This window comes from Jeotgalibacillus soli (assembly GCF_000829435.1).
GTDB lineage: Bacteria > Bacillota > Bacilli > Bacillales > Jeotgalibacillaceae > Jeotgalibacillus > Jeotgalibacillus soli.
On the sequence record NZ_JXRP01000019.1, the window covers coordinates 297,976 to 315,772 of the forward strand.

Annotated in this window: 20 protein-coding genes; 4 read left to right on the forward strand and 16 right to left on the reverse strand. The window is 39.5% G+C overall.

The window, feature by feature from the left end:
* Positions 1-10: 10 nt before the first annotated feature.
* Complete coding sequence (locus tag KP78_RS15690) at positions 11-370, reverse strand: DUF308 domain-containing protein (protein WP_041090287.1); 360 nt, start codon at positions 368-370, stop codon at positions 11-13.
* Between the two features lie 136 nt (positions 371-506).
* Between KP78_RS15690 and KP78_RS15695 the strand changes: the two genes are divergently transcribed.
* A complete protein-coding gene (locus tag KP78_RS15695; RefSeq protein ID WP_041090288.1) occupies positions 507-1,082 on the forward strand; it encodes a nucleotidase in 576 nt (191 codons plus the stop codon).
* A 321-nt stretch (positions 1,083-1,403) separates the two neighbouring features.
* On the opposite strand, the gene KP78_RS15700 is transcribed toward KP78_RS15695, so the two are convergent.
* The 3 genes from KP78_RS15700 to KP78_RS15710 are packed head-to-tail and all read right to left on the reverse strand — an operon-like array spanning position 1,404 to position 3,466.
* Positions 1,404-1,823 (reverse strand): Fur family transcriptional regulator, encoded by a 420-nt coding sequence (locus tag KP78_RS15700; protein WP_041090289.1) that lies wholly within the window; start codon positions 1,821-1,823, stop codon positions 1,404-1,406.
* 18 nt (positions 1,824-1,841) lie between these two features.
* Positions 1,842-2,681 carry a metal ABC transporter permease gene (locus KP78_RS15705; RefSeq protein WP_041090290.1) on the reverse strand — a complete coding sequence of 280 codons (840 nt, stop codon included), beginning with the start codon at positions 2,679-2,681 and terminating at the stop codon, positions 1,842-1,844.
* A complete protein-coding gene (locus KP78_RS15710; RefSeq protein ID WP_041090291.1) occupies positions 2,678-3,466 on the reverse strand; it encodes a metal ABC transporter ATP-binding protein in 789 nt (262 codons plus the stop codon). The genes KP78_RS15705 and KP78_RS15710 overlap by 4 nt, the downstream gene beginning before the upstream one ends.
* Positions 3,467-3,606: 140 nt before the next feature.
* Here KP78_RS15710 and KP78_RS15715 point away from each other — a divergent pair, with 140 nt between their 5' ends.
* Positions 3,607-3,873: a DUF2624 family protein gene (locus KP78_RS15715; RefSeq protein WP_041090292.1), complete on the forward strand. Its 267-nt coding sequence runs from the start codon at positions 3,607-3,609 to the stop codon at positions 3,871-3,873.
* Positions 3,874-3,891: 18 nt separating this feature from the next.
* Here KP78_RS15715 and KP78_RS15720 read toward each other — a convergent pair whose 3' ends face one another.
* Positions 3,892-4,785, reverse strand: coding sequence for a deoxyribonuclease IV (locus KP78_RS15720; RefSeq protein ID WP_041090293.1), 894 nt, complete (start codon positions 4,783-4,785; stop codon positions 3,892-3,894).
* A 36-nt stretch (positions 4,786-4,821) separates the two neighbouring features.
* Entirely contained in the window at positions 4,822-6,132 is a 1,311-nt protein-coding gene (locus KP78_RS15725) for a DEAD/DEAH box helicase (RefSeq protein WP_041090294.1), read from the reverse strand.
* Between the two features lie 192 nt (positions 6,133-6,324).
* On the opposite strand from KP78_RS15725, the gene vrrA reads away from it, so the two are divergent.
* Both vrrA and KP78_RS15735 read left to right on the forward strand, forming a co-directional pair.
* Positions 6,325-6,915 carry a VrrA/YqfQ family protein gene (gene vrrA, locus KP78_RS18765; protein WP_052474875.1) on the forward strand — a complete coding sequence of 197 codons (591 nt, stop codon included), beginning with the start codon at positions 6,325-6,327 and terminating at the stop codon, positions 6,913-6,915.
* A gap of 99 nt (positions 6,916-7,014) precedes the next feature.
* Positions 7,015-7,995, forward strand: coding sequence for a 4-hydroxy-3-methylbut-2-enyl diphosphate reductase (locus KP78_RS15735; RefSeq protein WP_041090295.1), 981 nt, complete (start codon positions 7,015-7,017; stop codon positions 7,993-7,995).
* Between the two features lie 40 nt (positions 7,996-8,035).
* Here the strand turns inward: KP78_RS15735 and KP78_RS15740 are convergent, their stop codons facing one another.
* From KP78_RS15740 to ccpN, 10 genes are all read right to left on the reverse strand, one after another.
* Positions 8,036-9,157: a Nif3-like dinuclear metal center hexameric protein gene (locus KP78_RS15740; RefSeq protein WP_041090296.1), complete on the reverse strand. Its 1,122-nt coding sequence runs from the start codon at positions 9,155-9,157 to the stop codon at positions 8,036-8,038.
* Entirely contained in the window at positions 9,142-9,855 is a 714-nt protein-coding gene (locus KP78_RS15745; protein ID WP_041090297.1) for a tRNA (adenine(22)-N(1))-methyltransferase, read from the reverse strand. Before KP78_RS15745 ends, KP78_RS15740 begins: the two co-directional genes overlap by 16 nt.
* A gap of 98 nt (positions 9,856-9,953) precedes the next feature.
* Positions 9,954-10,319: a cytochrome c550 gene (gene cccA, locus KP78_RS15750; RefSeq protein ID WP_041090298.1), complete on the reverse strand. Its 366-nt coding sequence runs from the start codon at positions 10,317-10,319 to the stop codon at positions 9,954-9,956.
* Positions 10,320-10,516: 197 nt separating this feature from the next.
* Positions 10,517-11,659, reverse strand: coding sequence for an acyl-CoA dehydrogenase family protein (locus tag KP78_RS15755; protein ID WP_041090299.1), 1,143 nt, complete (start codon positions 11,657-11,659; stop codon positions 10,517-10,519).
* Positions 11,660-11,798: 139 nt separating this feature from the next.
* Positions 11,799-12,353 (reverse strand): hypothetical protein, encoded by a 555-nt coding sequence (locus tag KP78_RS15760; RefSeq protein WP_041090300.1) that lies wholly within the window; start codon positions 12,351-12,353, stop codon positions 11,799-11,801.
* 212 nt (positions 12,354-12,565) lie between these two features.
* Entirely contained in the window at positions 12,566-13,702 is a 1,137-nt protein-coding gene (gene rpoD, locus KP78_RS15765; RefSeq protein ID WP_041090301.1) for an RNA polymerase sigma factor RpoD, read from the reverse strand.
* Between the two features lie 33 nt (positions 13,703-13,735).
* Complete coding sequence (dnaG, locus tag KP78_RS15770; protein WP_041090636.1) at positions 13,736-15,553, reverse strand: DNA primase; 1,818 nt, start codon at positions 15,551-15,553, stop codon at positions 13,736-13,738.
* 44 nt (positions 15,554-15,597) lie between these two features.
* The gene (locus KP78_RS15775) at positions 15,598-16,074 is read right to left on the reverse strand and encodes a YaiI/YqxD family protein (protein WP_235420961.1); all 477 of its coding nucleotides are present in this window, start codon (positions 16,072-16,074) and stop codon (positions 15,598-15,600) included.
* A gap of 199 nt (positions 16,075-16,273) precedes the next feature.
* The gene (locus KP78_RS15780; protein WP_041090302.1) at positions 16,274-17,083 is read right to left on the reverse strand and encodes a pyruvate, water dikinase regulatory protein; all 810 of its coding nucleotides are present in this window, start codon (positions 17,081-17,083) and stop codon (positions 16,274-16,276) included.
* 24 nt (positions 17,084-17,107) lie between these two features.
* Complete coding sequence (gene ccpN / locus KP78_RS15785; RefSeq protein ID WP_200889236.1) at positions 17,108-17,743, reverse strand: transcriptional regulator CcpN; 636 nt, start codon at positions 17,741-17,743, stop codon at positions 17,108-17,110.
* Between the last annotated feature and the right edge of the window lie 54 nt (positions 17,744-17,797).

Genomic DNA, 17,797 nt, shown 5'->3' on the forward strand with positions numbered 1-17,797 from the left:
TAGCCTTACTTTAAAAGAATGGATAAATAAACACACCTAAAAGAACGGATACGATGCCAAGTCCGATACCCCATCCGCCAACTTTTGATTCACCTGCGTTTCTTGATATAAACCCAATTACAATGGCGACTATACCAAATAGTACAGGGAATGTAAAAAAGGCAACCAAACCAATTATTACTGCAGCATAACCAAGCCAGACTCCTCGGTTACTGTTTTCTATTTTTCCATCCCGAGCGGGCTCATCAAAACGTGCAGCTGAATTTGGAGCTACTTGAGCCAGTTCAGTGGAAACTTCTTCGTCATAGGAAGGTCTTTCACCATTCGTTTCCACATCTTTTTTAGTTTTTTCTGTCTCTGTGTCATACATTTATGTCTCCTCCTCTCTTGCCATTAAGGCACTTATAGTATGCGTTTGTGAGCCTGTTACTATTAATGGTAATTTTTTTGAGTCGACATAATATGGTATAATAGAATGAGTATTTACATAAAGGAGCACATTTACCATGACAAAGCGATTTGGAATTGACATAGATGGGACCGTAACATGTCCTACTTCATTACTCCCATACATTAATAAGGCGTTTACCCGATCATTATCACTGCAAGATATAACAGAATACGATTTAACAAAAGCATTACCTGATATTAAACCTTCTGTATTTTCTGAATGGTTTTTAGAGGCTGAGCCTGTAATCTATCAAAACTCACCCATTGCGAAGCATGTAGTCCAAATTCTTGAGGAATGGAAATCTGCGCATGAACTTTATTTTATTAGCGCTAGAAGTTCAAAACATCTAGGTCTTACAGTGGAGTGGTTTAAACAGCATAAAATTGACTATGATCACCTTGAATTAGTTGGTTCGCATGATAAAGTCACAACTGCACAAAAATACAACGTAGATTTATTTTTTGAGGATAAGCATGATAATGCCGTTATGATTCACGAACAATGCGGTATACCGGTTATTTTATTTGACACACCTTATAATCAGGACCCGATTCCAGATGGAGTTGTACGTGTAAAGGATTGGCTTCAGGCAAAAAACTGGGTTAATGAATGGCTTGAACATCAAAAATAAAAACCCCTTAGAATTTTGAAGCCGCTGAATAACTTACGTTTTTTTAATTTGTAAGGATGTTTAAATTAAAAAAGGCGACATTCCGATTCCTTCATTGTTTTGGCGCACCATATTTTTTCTGGGTCAATCATATCGTAAAGTGCCATAAACGGGCCCAGGTTTAACAATTCTTGATTAGAAATCATCTGGGCACCACCACTTATTAGTACACTTATGATACAACAAAACAAGCAATCCTTTCCTCAATAAATTGAGGAAGAGATTGCTTGTTTTGATTGGATGGACTTTTTCAGTGGCCTTGAAATTCGTTGGAGTCTTCTTTTATAGCTGTGGCTGACAGCTTGGGCAAGTTCCGTATATTTCAAACTTATGACCAGATACATCGTAGCCTTTTAAGTTCTCGTTTAATTCACTCATCGGGCATGACTGGATTTGCTTTGTCGTCCCACACTCCATACATATAAAATGATGATGATGGTGGTGACTTGAACAAGTAAAACGAAAATGACGCTCTCCAGAAAGATCCGTCTCCTCCAATATATCAAGCTCCACAAACAATGTCAGGTTGCGATAGATGGTGTCAAAGCTAATCCCCTTAAAGTCAGGACTCATTGCTTCAAGAACATCTTTTGCGGTCATATAACGATCATGACGGGAGAAAAAGTCCAGCATAAATTCACGTTTTCCTGTATGTTTATAGCCTTTATCTTTTAATAATTGCATCGCTTCTGAAAGATTCATTCCCCAATCACCTCCATTCTATTTTCTCATGGTTAACCACTTTTTAAAAGCAATGGCCATTAACAGAATCAATATAGATGATAAAACAATGGTTCCACCAGGTGCTAAATCTAAATAAAATGCACTAAACAATCCAATAATAACGGCTAATTCACCAAATAAAATTGAAAAGAAGATGGTTTGCTTAAAGCCTGTTGAGACTCTCATGGCAGCTGCTACTGGCAATGTCATTAAAGAAGACACCAAAAGAATTCCCACAATACGCATGGATGCTGCAATAACCAGCGCTACCATCACCATAAATAATAAATGAAGTGCTTTTGTTGAAAGTCCAGACGCTTTTCCGAATTCTTCATCAAATGATAATAAAAAGAGCTCTTTGTATAACAAAACTACGATTGTAACAACAACTATCGCGATTCCTAATATTAGCCATAAATCACTTCTGCTTACCGCACTGACACTGCCAAACAAATAACTAAATAAGTCCGTATTGAAGCCATCTGCTAGTGAAATAAAAATTACTCCGATTCCGATTCCACCTGACAAGATAATCGGTATAGCAAGTTCCTGATAATGTTTATATATTGTTCGCAACCGTTCAATAAACAAGGAGCCAATCACAGAAAATGTCATGCCTAACCATAGAGGATTTAACCCAGAAAACAGTACAAATGATTTACTTAATAACAGGCTAGCAGCAATTCCAGACAGCGTTACATGGCTGAGTGCATCCGCAATTAAAGATAGCCTGCGCACTACAATAAAAGCACCAAGGAGTGGTGCAATAATGCCGATAATTAGTCCTGTGATAAATGCATTTTGTAAAAATTGATACGTGAAAATTGCCTCGATCATCGTACTCCCTCGTTTCCATGATCGTGATCATGGTTGTGGTGGAGCATATGAACATCATGGCCATAAAATTCAGTAAGCTCCTGCCCTTTTACTTGTTCAAAATCCGCAGCACTTCCATGAAAATGCATTGATTTATTCAAACAGGCTACATGAGTCACCTTGCTTGTAATGGTTCCAATGTCATGTGTAACCAGCATAAGTGTTATCCCTAAATCCTTGTTTAATTGATCCAGCATATCGTAAAACGTCTGGACATTTTGTGTATCAACACCTACAGTCGGTTCATCCAGTATTAATACATCCGGTTCACTGACAATCGCCCTTGCAATAAAAACCCTTTGCTGCTGACCACCTGACAGCTCACCAATGTTACGATCCATAAACGCCTCCATACTGACCGCTCTGATCGCTCTTTCCACTTGTGGACGCCCTTTTTTCCCTATAAAACGAAACATGCCCGTTTTTTTCGTTAGTCCGCTAGCCACAACCTCATAAACAGTGGCAGGAAATCCAGTATTAAATGCGTTTGCTTTTTGGGACACATAGCCGATTCTTTCCCAGTCTTTAAATTTTGATTGTACTTCTCCAAACAGGGTTACCGTTCCTTCCCTGGGCTTTAGCAAACCAAGAATTACTTTTAATAAGGTTGATTTTCCAGACCCATTCGGACCAACAACGCCCAAAAAAGCCCCCTTTGGGACCGTTAAATTAATATCCGATAAGACAGATTCACGATCATAGCGATAATGAACGCCCTTTACCTCAATTACATTGGATGCAGTCATTATTCCATCCCTTTCGAACAAGAATCGTTCCGATTTACAAATATTGAGTATACACAAATTTGTTGTGAATGTAAATGATTTAAACCGAGGTTGAACCATTTAGGTTTTATGTGCATAAAGTGACGTAGGGGGCGAGCAATATGAAATGGTTACAAACCTTTATAAATGTAAAGCTGAATCAGCTTACTGCAGAAGATTTAAGAAGATATTCCATTCCGTTTGAACTTCATTTAACCAAACAGGAAAGTGAAGAACTTGCTCGAGTCATGAGGCAGGGAACAATTGATTTTTTTAACGAAACTGAACGGGCCATTCTTTTTACAAAAGTAGAACGAATTATTGGAACAGTACGTGCAAAGAAATTAAACACTATTTTTCAAACATTCGTGGAAGATAAAAAGCTGTGAGTCAGAGCTCACAGCTTTTTATGCTTGTTCAATTTCGGCCAACATACCATCATTAAAGGCTTTTTCACGAAGCATGGCGATCTCGTGCTTATATGGAGGTTTTTTATTATTTTTATCTTCTCCTACATAAGGCGTTTCCAGTATTTTAGGAATATCTTTAAATGCATCATGATGCACGATATAGGACAATGCCTCAAAACCGATATGTCCAAATCCAAGGTTTTCATGACGATCTTTTGATGCCCCTTTAACATTCTTACTATCATTCACATGAACAACTTTAATTCGGTCTAATCCAACAATGGAGTCAAACTCCTTTAGAACACCATCAAAATCGTTTACAATGTCATAGCCGGCATCGTGAACGTGGCATGTGTCGAAACAAACAGACAGCTTCTCATTATATTTAACACCATTAATAATTCTTGCGATTTCATCAAAGCTTCTGCCAATTTCAGTTCCTTTTCCTGCCATCGTTTCAAGTGCAATTTGGACCTCTTGTTCTTTCGTTATTACTTCATTTAGCCCTTCAATAATTTTATCAATGCCTTGATCGACACCCGCTCCTACATGAGCACCCGGATGAAGTACGATTTGTCTGGCACCAAGCGCTGCAGTGCGTTCTGTTTCCGATCGAAGGAATTGAACTCCCAGCTCAAAGGTTTCCGGTTTTGTTGAATTGCCAATGTTAATAATGTAGGGAGCATGTACGACAATATCCGAAATTCCATGCTCCTTCATATGAGCAAGACCTGCTTCAATGTTTAAATCCTCGATTGGCTTTCTCCTGGTATTCTGTGGTGCACCAGTATAAATCATAAATGTAGTGGATCCATACGAGACTGCTTCTTCACTAGCTGCCAATAGCATTTTCTTACCACTCATTGATACGTGAGAACCGATTTTCAACATATTGTCACTCCTCGTCATACTATAAACGTCTTTCAATTATGAATTATTTCTTCTGTTAATTCGACGCTCTCTTTTTTTAATTTTATCCATTTCCCATTTCATCTTCTTTTTATAACCAGGTTTCACTTTTTTGGGCTTACGCACAAGGGATTTTGCTTTTACATCCATTTCATTTTCTCCCGGACGACGATTTTTACGTTTATGGCGTTCAGTTAGCTCAGTCCATTCTCCATTACGTACTTCTTTGTGAGTAAAGCTAATCCCTTTTTTCTCGATCTGATTTAGCGCGTCCTCATCTGTCGGTTCATAAATCGTAACCGCTACACCAGAATGGCCTGCACGCGCTGTTCTCCCTACTCTGTGAATAAAGAAATCAAGGTCAGTTGGAATTTCATAGTTAATAATATGACTTACACCGGGAATATCAATTCCTCTTGCAGCTAGATCCGTTGCTACAATGTATTGGTAATCAAGCTCGCGAACTTGCTTCATCATTTTTGCACGTTCACGCGCAGCTAGGCCTCCGTGAACACGACCTACTTTCATTCCCTTTGATAAAAGAGCATCTGCTACTTCATCAGCCTTAGCTTTTGTATTCGTAAACACAATTGCTAAGAACGGATTAAAAGCAGTTAAGACATCATAGAGCACCTCTACCTTGCTACGGCTTTTTTTCGGCACAAGAATAAATTCAATGTTTTCAGCCTGTACCTGCTTAGGCTCGATATGTGCATATTGAGGATTCTCCATATATTTCTTCAAAAACGGTTTAAGCTTTTCAGGAATGGTAGCAGAGAAGACTAATATTTGAAGCCCTTCTTGCATCCTTGCTGCAATCTGGTCAACATCTTCAATAAAGCCCATTTCCAGCATTAAGTCTGCTTCATCAATTACAATTGCTTTCGCTGTATGGACAAACAGCGCTTGTTCTTTAACAAGGTCATTGATTCTTCCTGGTGTTCCAACAACAACCTGTGGCTGTGATTTTAACTTGTCGATGGTGCGTTGTTTATCTGTTCCGCCTACAAAGCATTTTGATGTCAATGCTTGGTCCGTATGCTCTAGAATACGTGCAACCTCGTGATGAATCTGTTTCGCCAGCTCTCTTGTCGGTGCAGTGATCACAACTTGTACCTGTTGTTTTTCCATATCTAATCCGTCAAGTAATGGCAATAAATATGAATGTGTTTTTCCTGTACCTGTTTGCGATTGACCAATCGCGCTTTGTCCCTTTTTGATCATGGGAATTATTTTTTGCTGTATAGGTGTTGGCTCATGAAATCCTAACGCCTCAATGGCTTCTTGTATAAAAGCTTTAAACTCGTATTGTTTAAATGCTGAAGACATATGTCGATCACTCCTTTTCTTTATCCTCGATCGATCAAATCTTGGACTCGTCCAAATGACTATTATAATCATTATACCGCTAAAACACCAGTGACGTTTTAGTTTTCTTCAATCTATACCCTTAACTTGCTCCCGCTTTTTTTCAAAATGCATATACTAACTTAATAAATGAAGTAAAATGAGGTGATTGCAATGAATAGAAGAAACTCCATTCCCCAGTATGGATTTAACATGCCGACATATAATAATTCTCCCGCCTTTATGGGCATGAGGCAGGGGCCTAGCCCCCTGTCCTTTCCGAGAGGATTAGGGCAAGCAGGGAGAAATCAGCCTTCTTTCCTTCCTAGGAATGTTCAATCTGCTTCGAGAGGGATTCCCCCCTTACTTCAGGGTCAAAACAGCGGTGTCAGGAATGCTGGAGGGATTCCCTCATTACTGCAGGGTCAAACCGGTGGTATCAGAAATGTCGGAGGGTTAACCCGTGGTATTACAAGTGCCTTTTCGCCACAAAACATTCAGAAATGGGTTGGCAATACCCAACAAATGATTCAAACAGCACAGCAGGCTCTACCAATGGTTCAGCAATATGGTCCTCTTATTCGGAATTTCCCTGCCATGTGGAAGCTTTACAGGAGCATGAAATCAGATGATGAATCCAGTGATAAGAAAGAAGAAGTTAAGTTAAGCGAATCACCTTCAAAAATTGACCATAAAAAAGAAGCTGCTCCCAATACGCAAAGAAAACTACAAGAAAAATCTTCTACACCGAAACTGTATGTGTAGAAAATAGCTTATATTGTTTGTGACCATAGTGATTCTCCTTTATAATGATTCTATACATGACTTTGTACATGACCGACCTTTATCTAGGAGGATTTAATCATGGATGTTATTAAAATTAACCCGAGAGGCTATTGCTATGGTGTTGTCGATGCTATGGTGATCGCACGAAATGCGGCGCTCGATAAATCTCTCCCTCGTCCTATTTATATCTTGGGAATGATTGTTCACAATAAGCACGTAACAGATGCATTCGAAGAAGAAGGGATCATCACACTTGATGGAGAAAATCGCCTTCATATTTTAGAACAGGTAACCGAAGGGACGGTTATTTTTACAGCGCATGGAGTTTCGCCAGAAGTACGAGAGCTTGCGAGAAAAAAAGGACTAGTGTCCATTGATGCTACTTGTCCTGATGTCACTCGAACGCATGACCTTATTCGTGAAAAGGAAGCGCAAGGCTATGATGTTATCTATATCGGAAAAAAAGGGCACCCTGAACCAGAAGGAGCCGTTGGTGTTGCACCGCACATTGTACATTTAGTAGAATCACAAGCAGATGTAGACGCTCTCTCCATCAAAAATGACAAAATTATTGTGACAAACCAAACAACCATGAGCCAATGGGATGTCGCTGAAATTGTCAAAAAGGTGCAGAATAAATATCCACATGCCGAAGAACATAAAGAAATTTGTTTGGCAACTCAGGTGCGTCAAGAAGCTGTTACAGAGCAAGCAGGAGCCGCAGATGTTTTAATTGTTGTTGGAGATCCAATGAGTAACAACTCAAATCGTCTTGCACAAGTTTCTGAAGAAATTGCCAGTACACCTGCACATCGTGTAGCAGATGTATCTGAAGTCAAGTCTGAATGGTTAACTGAAGCTAAAATCGTTGCCGTTACTGCAGGAGCATCTACACCTACTCCAATTGTTAAAGAAGTCATACAGTATATTACTCAGTTTGATCCAGAAGACGAGTCAACCTGGCTAAATGAAAAGAAAGTTCCGTTATCCAAGATACTTCCGCGCGTCAAAACGCCGACAAAACCAATAACGATTCTTCCTTACAGTAAACAGTCTTAAAATAGGACATAAAAGAAGCCAGCCCACCAGCTGGCTTCTTTTATTGAAATGAGAAAGGATCAGTATGAATACTTGACGGGATAAACTCAACATTAAACCCTTTATCGAGGCAGCGCTTTGCCATCTCAACTGCTGTTCCTTTTTTCATTACCTTTTCAATATTGTGGCCAGGATCTACAATCCTTAGACCCATCATGATCGCATCGTGTGCAATATGATAATCCACATCACCTGTCACATAAACGTCAGCACCACTGAATTTTGCTGCTTTGGTGTATTTATTGCCAGTCCCTCCGAGTATTGCCACTTTTTTTATACGGTCTTTTAAATTTCCTACAAACCGTACTTTAGGCACATCCAGAGATTTTTTCACATGCTCACAAAATTCCTCCAGTGTCATCGAATCCGCTAGTACACCAACACGACCAAGCCCAAGCTCTTTTCCTTTACGATCTTCTGGATACACATCATACGCCACTTCTTCATAAGGGTGAGCTTTAATCATGGCCTTAATCACACTTGATTCTATCGAAGACGTGACAACAGTCTCAATTCGAGCCTCTTCTACTACCTCAAGCTGATGATGCGCTCCAATAAATGGTGCAGTCCCTTCTTCTGGCTTAAAACGACCTTCTCCAAGAGACGTGAAGGTACAATGTGAGTAATCACCAATATATCCTGCTCCTGCTTCTGTCATCGCTTGACGTACTTGCTCAGCATGAGTTTTTGGAACAAAGACAACCAGCTTTTTAAGATGATCTTCCGTCGTAGGAACAAGGACTGTGGTATTGGTTAGCTGAAGGGCATCTGCAAGCCAGTCATTGACCCCACCTTCCGTAATATCAAGATTCGTATGAGCTACATACACGGCAATATCATGTAAAATGAGCTTTGCTATGATTTTTCCGGCTGGCTCATCTGTATGAATATACTTTAGCGGACGATAAATGATTGGGTGGTGAGCGATAATTAGCTGAGCGTTCTGTGAGATGGCTTCATCTACTACAGCCTCGGTCACATCAAGTGCAACAAGCACTCGATTGACGGGTTGATTTAGACGGCCAATTTGCAAGCCAATCGGGTCATGCTCCATTGCTAGTTTCTTTGGTGAAAATTGTTCAAATAGCTGAATGATTTGATGGCCATTTACCTGTTTTTCCATTTTAGCGCCTCCTTCACTATCGTCATCTTCTCTTCTAATTCTTTCTTTTTTTCTTTTATCCGCTCTATATTACCTGCCTCTTGCAGTTCGTTTAAAATTCGTTCCCATTGCTGATATTCCTGCTGCCACTTCTCTTTAAACACATTTGATCTATTATTCAGCAGCACAGGACCTAGTAAACGCTCAGCAGGAGAATATGGAGTGATCGGCTGGTCTGCAGGTTCTGCCACAATGATTTCGTAGATTTTACCATCTTCCATCAAAATTTGCTCGTCGATGACTTTCCATTCGTTAGGAACAAGCCAGTCACGAATTGAAATCGCATTAATATTGGGTTGGAGGATTAAACGTTTGACCCCTGGTAATTTATTTTTTCCATCCTCTAAAATTTGTGCTATTAAAGGACCACCCATACCCGCGATCGTTATGACATCGACTTCCCCAGGCTCCATTACAGCTAGCCCATTTCCTTTTCTCACATCAATAAAATCGGATAATTGATCCTCTTCTACCTGCTTTTTCGCTGACAGGAAAGGGCCTTCCACCACTTCACCTGCAATTGCTTTCTGTACGATTCCTTGCTTTACGACAAAGCAGGGCAAATAAGCATGATCAGATCCGATATCAGCCATCGTACTTCCTTTTGGTATAAAAGATGCTACTGCGTGCAAACGATCTGATAAATGGTTGCTATTCATCTATTTTTACCTCCATCATCAATTCATAGGAAAAGGGCGAACCACTTTGATGGTCGCCCTTTTGTTTTCTCGCTTCGTATTGTACGTACGTTCAATAATTATTCGATCGTAGATACCCACTCAGCCATTGCATCAAGGTTATCCGCTGGAACAAGACCTGGAGGCATATTACCTTTTCCGTTTTGCAGAATGTCTTTGATTTCTTCAACGCTTAAGCGCTCGCCAACCCCTGTTAGCGCTGGGCCAGCACCTCCGCCTTCGAATGCGTTACCATGGCAGCCAATACAAGTTTGTTGTGCGAAAGCTTCTGGATCGAATTCCTCAGAAGTTGCACCTTCTTCAGTCCCTTCCTCTTCATGGGCCACTTCTTCTGAATCATTCAGTCCTTGAATCGACATGAAGAAAACAACACCAAATCCAAGGATCATAATTAGTACGAACGGAATGATTGGATTTTTATTCACTGTTAACCCTCCCTTTACAAAAAACTATGTAGCAAACATCCTTATGAATGCAGTATTGAACACTTCATATTTTACTTTACTTTCGAACAATCGGAAAGACTTAATACTTAAGTTTTCCCTTTTTGTCGCATTTTAGACACAAAGCGTCCCTGGAATTCATTTTTTTGGAAGGAAAGATCAACCAATGTATGCGTTCTTTACATACAACCAATTTGTCTTGCAATGACGAGACGCTGAATTTCTGAAGTACCTTCGCCAATTTCCAGCAATTTTGCATCACGCAGGTATCGCTCGACATGATACTCTTTCATATACCCATATCCCCCATGGATTTGAATGGCTTCATCACATACTTCCATACATATTTTAGAAGCATAGAGCTTACACATTGAGGCTTCTTTTGTAAATGGACGTCCCTTGTCTTTAAGCCAAGCAGCCTTAAATACCATCGTTCGTGCAAGTTCGATTTTCATGGCCATATCAGCCAGCTTAAACTGAGTGGCTTGGAACGTAGAAAGCGATCTTCCAAACTGCTTACGCTCTTTTGAATAGGAGAGTGCTTTCTCATATGCCCCTTGAGCAATGCCTACAGCCATTGCTCCGATTCCAATGCGTCCGCCATCAAGCGTAATTAAAAACTGTTTAAAGCCGTCTCCTCGCTTTCCTAGCAGGTTGCTCGCTGGCACCTTCACATCAACCAGCACAAGCTCTGTTGTATTAGATGAATGCAGGCCCATCTTTTCGTAGTTATCGATTACTTTAAACCCCTCAGCATCAGTAGGTACAATAATCGCACTGATTTCTTTAATTCCCTCTTTACGGCCAGTAACAGCAGTTAATGCTAAAAATTTTGCATAGCTTGCATTTGTAATGAAGCTCTTATTTCCATTTATAATAAAATCATTTTCATCCATTTTTGCTGTTGTTTCTGTTCCGCCCGCATCAGAGCCTGCATTTGGTTCTGTCAGCCCGAATGCTCCAAAAGACTCTCCTGAACAGATTTTCGGCAGATAGGTTTCTTTTTGCTGCTTAGTACCAAACATATTAATTGGTGCTCCACCCAATGATATATGTGCAGAATAGGTTATACCTGCAGAACCGCATGCACGGCTTAATTCCTCTACAACAATTGCAAAGCTAATTGTATCAGCACCTGCCCCCCCGTACTCTTCAGGAAAAGGGAGCCCCATCATTCCTAATTCAGAAAGCTGTCGAAACTCATTCAAAGGAAACGTTTTTGTACGATCTCGTTTGAGAACACCCGGGGCCACTACATCTTGAGAAAATTCTCGAGCTGTTTGCTGGATCATTTTTTGTTCTTGAGTTAAATCAAAGTTCATCTCAATCCCCCTTAATTGTATACGCTTACATTTCTATTATAAAGAAAAGCATGAATACTCACAACTTATCTCTAAATAACTTAGCAGAAATATCCATTTCGCCATCCTTTATTTTAAGAGTAGAAAAATAGCTAGTCTTTTATAAAAACCAAGTAACAAGTAAAATAATTGTCCCCAAAAAACCTGAAACTGTGAAGTAATGCATTCGAAAAATAATACCCAATACAAACCATGCCAAGCATTGAGATCCTATCAAAAGATATAATACCTGTATATCCCCCGGTGAATAATATTCCCAAAGGTGAATAGTTTGTAAAAGTAGTAAAAAAGCTGCTGCAGAATAAAACAATGGAGCAATTAATTGCTTCTTGTCTGTCTTTAATCCAAAAACGATAAATAATATGACAAAAAACGACAGAATTGCCGTTTGCAAAGTAATTGACAATTCAGTAAAATAAAGAACAACGAAAGATGCAATTGATAATAAAATTAGAAGCGAAGCTGGCTTTAAATAAATAGAAGCTTTTTCACCTAAAACAGATGACGTTTTTTTGTTCTTTCTCTTTACATCGGGCGCCTCTTCTCCTTGATTATAAAGAGCGATTAAGTAGTCGCAATAATGCTCAGGAAGTACTTTATTTGCTTTCCAATAGAGAATTTCATTCACAATTATTTTTTTTCGCTGATCATTCATGTAGTCACATCCATTTGACCCTGGCTTCACCAGTTAATTATTATGCTGCAGATTGCTGGACTCATCTATACAAAACCATATTATATAAAAATAGTTATTTACCCATAAGAATAAATTCGGTCTTTTTTTGAAGAATCCTGCTTGTTTTTGTAAAATTTTAAATAAGAAAAACCAATTCCCTTTTTCACAAAGAGAATTGGCTTTTAATCATCCTATTCTAAAAAATCTTTTAGTCTTTTGCTTCTGCTTGGATGGCGCAGCTTGCGCAATGCTTTTGCTTCAATTTGTCGAATTCTTTCGCGTGTAACACCAAATACTTTCCCTACTTCTTCAAGCGTACGTGTACGCCCATCATCGAGTCCAAAGCGCAGTCTAAGAACATTCTCTTCACGATCAGTTAAAGTGTCTAAAACGTCCTCTAGCTGCTCTTTGAGAAGTTCATATGCTGCATGCTCGGATGGTGATTGAGCTTCAGAATCCTCGATAAAATCACCTAAATGAGAATCGTCTTCTTCGCCGATTGGGGTTTCAAGAGAAACTGGCTCTTGGGCAATTTTTAGGATTTCACGTACTTTTTCTGGTGTGAGATCCATTTCTTCAGAAATTTCTTCAGGAGAAGGCTCTCTTCCCAAGTCTTGAAGGAGTTGACGTTGAACACGAATTAATTTGTTGATTGTTTCAACCATATGAACAGGAATTCGAATGGTTCTGGCTTGATCCGCAATTGCTCGTGTAATAGCTTGACGGATCCACCAGGTAGCATACGTACTGAATTTAAAGCCTTTACGGTAGTCAAACTTTTCAACGGCTTTAATTAATCCCATATTTCCTTCTTGAATAAGATCTAAGAAGAGCATTCCGCGACCAACATATCGCTTTGCAATACTGACTACGAGACGAAGATTGGCTTCTGCCAAACGGCGTTTCGCTTCTTCATCGCCTTCTTCGATCCGAGTCGCAAGTGATATTTCTTCTTGAGCGGATAAAAGGTCAACTCGACCGATTTCTTTTAAGTACATCCGAACCGGGTCATTAATTTTTACACCAGGAGGAACACTTAAATCATTTAGGTCAAATTCTGCCTCTTCTTTTCCAAGCTCGGTCACGCTAGGATCGCTATCTGCACCCTCATCACTTTCTTTAACAATCTCTACACCTTGTTCACCAAGCTGTTCATAAAATTCATCCATTTGGTCACTATCTAATTCAAAGCTAGCTAGCTTTTCTGCAAGATCCTCATAGGTAATTTCACCATTTTTTTTGCCTGCTTCAAGTAACTGTGCTTTGACGATATCCACCGTTACGACTTCAGTTTCTGATTGTTTGGAACGCGTTGACTTTTCAGCCATATGTTCCCCTCCTTCCAGCTTCCTTATACATCTTTATCGCTTTAAAGCTTTACGAAGCTTAATAATCTCCATACCGATCTCCGCAGCTCTTCGATAATCTTTACGACGCTCAGCTTCTTTTTCTTCGGATTCTTTTTCCTTTATTTTCAACATCTTTTGATATTTTAACACTTCTAATACATAATCATTCAGTTCTTCTTTTCCAACTTCCGGATTTATCTCCATCATACTTACCTCGGTAGCAAACGCTCGAAGATGCCGATCAGGCAAAATTTGTACGAATGCTCCTGGATCTGCTTGATGTCCTGACTCATAAAATGCAAGAAGATATGTTAATATGGCCTGATGCTCATCTTTATTTAAAATCGCTCCATTTAAAAGCGCTTGAACGGTATAAGCTGTGTCTTCATTGACCATCATATGAGCAAGGAGTCTTCTTTCAGCAGTTTGATACGCTGGCATTAACATGGATCTGCGTTGAGGGATTGCTGCTGTCTGGACAGCCGGCTTTCTCAGATCCGAATTTGTCTTTGTGAAGCGGGGAGCAATATCATTTAATTGTGCTTGAAGAGATTCAAGTGAAATATCAAATTCATCGGATAACTGTTTAAGATATAATTCTTTCTCAACAGCACCTGATAAAAAGGCTATTTCTTTTAAGGCAGCAGAAATATAGTTAATTCTGCCATCTTCCGTTTGCAGATTTTTACCGAAGCGGTGATAGCGCATTTTAAAGGCCATCAGCGAAACACTCGAGTCAATCACCTCTTGGCGAAATGCTTTTCCACCATGTTTTTGAATGTAATCATCGGGATCGAGCTTACCCGGCAGAACGGCTACTTTCACGGCAAGTCCTTTAGCCGTTATCTCTTTTGACGCTCGATACGATGCTTCAACACCCGCCTGATCACCGTCATAGCAAAGAATTACCTGATTTGTTAATCGTTTAATCATTTGAATATGCTGGTCAGAAATGGAGGTTCCCATTGTCGCAATTCCATGGCCTACATACTCGTTTGATGATATAACGTCTGCAAAGCCTTCATACAATACAACGGACTGTTCACGTCTTATCGAGCCTCGAGCACGATGATAGTTAAACAGCAGCTTATTTTTTTGAAATAATGGCGTTTCCGGGCTATTTAAATATTTGGGTTCATCTGATGTCGGTTGAATGATTCTGCCTGAAAAGGCCACGACTTGCCCACGATCGTTTTCAATAGGGAACATAACACGTCCCCTGAAACGGTCAAAATATGAACCATCATCACGTTTAATAACAAGTCCCGCTTGCTCCATAGATGGCAAATCAAAACCTTTATTTTTCAGAAACTGTGCAGTGAAATCCCAGCTAGGAAGAGCCCAGCCAACCTTAAACGTTTTTAGCTGCTCTTCATTAAACCCTCTTGAATACATATATTCCAGTGCTTCTTGACCTTCAGATGTATTCAATAATAGATGATGATAAAACTTTGCAAGCAGATCATGAGCTTCAAGATGATTTTTGTAAGAAATGTCTTCCTGCTGCTCACTGCGATTGTTTTTGTCCGGTTCAACGTTAACTGAGATGCCTGTTCGTGACCCCAGCTGTAAAACAGCTTCCTGGAATGTAACACCATCATGATCCATTAAAAAGGTGTATACATTTCCACCAGCGCCACAACCAAAGCAATGAAAAATTTGTTTATCAGGTGAGACGGAAAAAGAAGGTGAATTCTCGCCATGAAAAGGGCATAAGCCGAAGTAATTTCGCCCCTGTTTCTTCAACTGGACAAAATCGCTGATAATGTCGACAATGTCTGTTTTTCGACGAATCTCTTCAACCGTCTCCTCTGGAATTCGTTCATTCACGAAAACACCACCATCTATTGTGATACTATAAAATTCGCCAAAAATCATTCATTTCCTGCATGTCTTATTAAAAATTTATTTAAGTTGACGGAAAATCGTTCAATATCTTGAGAGGTGATTTTTTTAGGGCCGCCTCCATACCTGCCTTTTTTTCGTTCTACCTGATACAAATAACGAAAGGACAAGCTGGTATCAATATTTTCTTCTCTGTATTCTGTTCCCCTTGTAGAAAAGGCATAAACACCCTTTGACAATGCTAAAGAAGCAAGTCCAATGTCCTGGGTGATCACAAGATCTCCTTTTTGTACATTGTTTAAAATAAATAAGTCCACCGCTTCTCTTCCATCGTCAATAAAGGTCCAATATCGTTTATCAGCATTCAAACTGAAATGCTGATACGATGCAACAAATTGGCAATGGATGTTGTAGGCAGCTGCAAGCCTTTCGATCACCTCTCTTATTTCCTTAGGACAAGCATCAGCATCAATAAAAAGCATTACATTTTCACTTTGTCTATCCATGACCATATTTATTCTACACAAATCGCAGAACTCCTCCTATTTACAGAAAGGAATCATTTAAAATGTCTTTTATCACAATTTTTTATTATAGTATAGAGTGCGCAATTTCGCCATCATTATGTTTCAATTTCCCCAAAACAAAAAACTCAGGGACATTTGATCGATGCACGCTGCTTTAAGAGCTGCCCCAGAGTTTTCATTATTTTCCATAAACATCATTTAGAATAAGATTGGCTGTTTCTTCAACTGCTTTATTTGTTACATCAATCACCTGGCAGTTAATTTTTTTTACGACTTCTTCAAAATGAGTAAGTTCTTCTTGAATGCGGTCCATTTGCGCATATGCTGCTCCATCACTAAGTCCAAGTGCCATCAAACGCTCTTTTCGAATATTATTTAGCTTATCAGGGCTAATTTTCAAGCCGTAGCATTTAGCCGGATTAACTTTGAACAATTCACTTGGTGGATCAATTTCCGGTACAAGCGGCACGTTTGCTACTTTAAGCCTTTTATGAGCTAAATATTGGGACAATGGTGTTTTAGACGTCCTTGAAACACCAATAAGCACAATATCTGCCTTCAAAATGCCTCTCGGATCTCTTCCATCATCGTATTTCACGGCAAATTCGATGGCTTCAATTTTTTTAAAATAATCTTCATCTAGTTTATGAACCATTCCTGGTTCATTGATTGGTTCTTCACCAGTAGCTGCTTGCAGGGAAGAAAGTATCGGACCAATTACATCATGGGCGATAATACGATGCATGGCTACCTGCTTCTCAATATATGCACGCATATCAGGCTTTACAAGTGTATAAACAATAATCGCGTTGTCTTCCTTTGCAAGTGCAATAACCTCATCAATATTTGATGGGTCCTCCATATATGGAAAACGTTTGATCGTAACTGAGTTGCGGTGCTGTCTGAATTGACTTACACACGCCTTGGTTACAAGCTCTGCTGTCTCTCCAACTGAATCTGATACAACATATAATAAAATTTCTTTCATTTTTGGCGCCACCCCTATGACTTACTACATCTCATCCTTTGATAAACTGACAAAGGCCTTTGTAATATTTGTTTTTGTAATTCTTCCAAATACCTCAAATCCACCCTCAACCTCTCTTACGACCGGAAGCGAATCAATTTGTTTATCAATCAGTTTTGAAGCTACATGCACAAGCAGATCGTCTCCCCCGCACACCGTCACATTTGGCATCCGAGTCATAATTACGTTTATAGGAAGACTTGTTAAATCCTGCTGCCCAATACTGGCACGAAGTAAATCCTTCCTCGACACAACACCAACTAATAATGATTTTTGGTCTACCACAAACATGGTCCCCACATCTTCTAAGAACATGTGACAAATTGCATCGTATACAGAAAAGTTTTCGTGTACTACAACAGGCAACGATTGATAATCTTTTACATATAATTTTTTTAAGTTTTCAGTCAATAACTGCGAACCGGATTTCCCAGTATAAAAATAGCCTACACGAGGTCTTGCATCTAAAAAACCAGCCATTGTTAAAATAGCCAAATCTGGCCTTAAGGTTGCTCTTGTTAAATTAAGCCGCTCTGCTATTTGCTCACCAGTAATCGGTCCATTTCCCTTTACAATTTGTAAAATCTCTTGTTGCCTTTTATTTAATTCGATCGGAATCACCACCTAGCAGCAATGAAAAATGTCATACTGTTTTTCAATATTATATACTAAAAG

What these genes read in the sequence shown, in the direction of transcription:
- KP78_RS15745 (WP_041090297.1), bottom strand. Translation starts at nt 9,855, where the DNA reads ATGAATAGCAACCATTTATCAGATCGTTTGCACGCAGTAGCATCTTTT.
- KP78_RS15725 (WP_041090294.1), bottom strand. Translation starts at nt 6,132, where the DNA reads ATGTCTTCAGCATTTAAACAATACGAGTTTAAAGCTTTTATACAAGAA.
- KP78_RS15780 (WP_041090302.1), bottom strand. Translation starts at nt 17,083, where the DNA reads ATGAAAGAAATTTTATTATATGTTGTATCAGATTCAGTTGGAGAGACA.
- KP78_RS15775 (WP_235420961.1), bottom strand. Translation starts at nt 16,074, where the DNA reads ATGGATAGACAAAGTGAAAATGTAATGCTTTTTATTGATGCTGATGCT.
- vrrA (WP_052474875.1), top strand. Translation starts at nt 6,325, where the DNA reads ATGAATAGAAGAAACTCCATTCCCCAGTATGGATTTAACATGCCGACA.
- KP78_RS15695 (WP_041090288.1), top strand. Translation starts at nt 507, where the DNA reads ATGACAAAGCGATTTGGAATTGACATAGATGGGACCGTAACATGTCCT.
- KP78_RS15700 (WP_041090289.1), bottom strand. Translation starts at nt 1,823, where the DNA reads ATGAATCTTTCAGAAGCGATGCAATTATTAAAAGATAAAGGCTATAAA.
- KP78_RS15755 (WP_041090299.1), bottom strand. Translation starts at nt 11,659, where the DNA reads ATGAACTTTGATTTAACTCAAGAACAAAAAATGATCCAGCAAACAGCT.
- KP78_RS15735 (WP_041090295.1), top strand. Translation starts at nt 7,015, where the DNA reads ATGGATGTTATTAAAATTAACCCGAGAGGCTATTGCTATGGTGTTGTC.
- KP78_RS15720 (WP_041090293.1), bottom strand. Translation starts at nt 4,785, where the DNA reads ATGTTGAAAATCGGTTCTCACGTATCAATGAGTGGTAAGAAAATGCTA.
- KP78_RS15705 (WP_041090290.1), bottom strand. Translation starts at nt 2,681, where the DNA reads ATGATCGAGGCAATTTTCACGTATCAATTTTTACAAAATGCATTTATC.
- KP78_RS15715 (WP_041090292.1), top strand. Translation starts at nt 3,607, where the DNA reads ATGAAATGGTTACAAACCTTTATAAATGTAAAGCTGAATCAGCTTACT.
- KP78_RS15710 (WP_041090291.1), bottom strand. Translation starts at nt 3,466, where the DNA reads ATGACTGCATCCAATGTAATTGAGGTAAAGGGCGTTCATTATCGCTAT.
- KP78_RS15690 (WP_041090287.1), bottom strand. Translation starts at nt 370, where the DNA reads ATGTATGACACAGAGACAGAAAAAACTAAAAAAGATGTGGAAACGAAT.
- KP78_RS15760 (WP_041090300.1), bottom strand. Translation starts at nt 12,353, where the DNA reads ATGAATGATCAGCGAAAAAAAATAATTGTGAATGAAATTCTCTATTGG.
- rpoD (WP_041090301.1), bottom strand. Translation starts at nt 13,702, where the DNA reads ATGGCTGAAAAGTCAACGCGTTCCAAACAATCAGAAACTGAAGTCGTA.
- KP78_RS15740 (WP_041090296.1), bottom strand. Translation starts at nt 9,157, where the DNA reads ATGGAAAAACAGGTAAATGGCCATCAAATCATTCAGCTATTTGAACAA.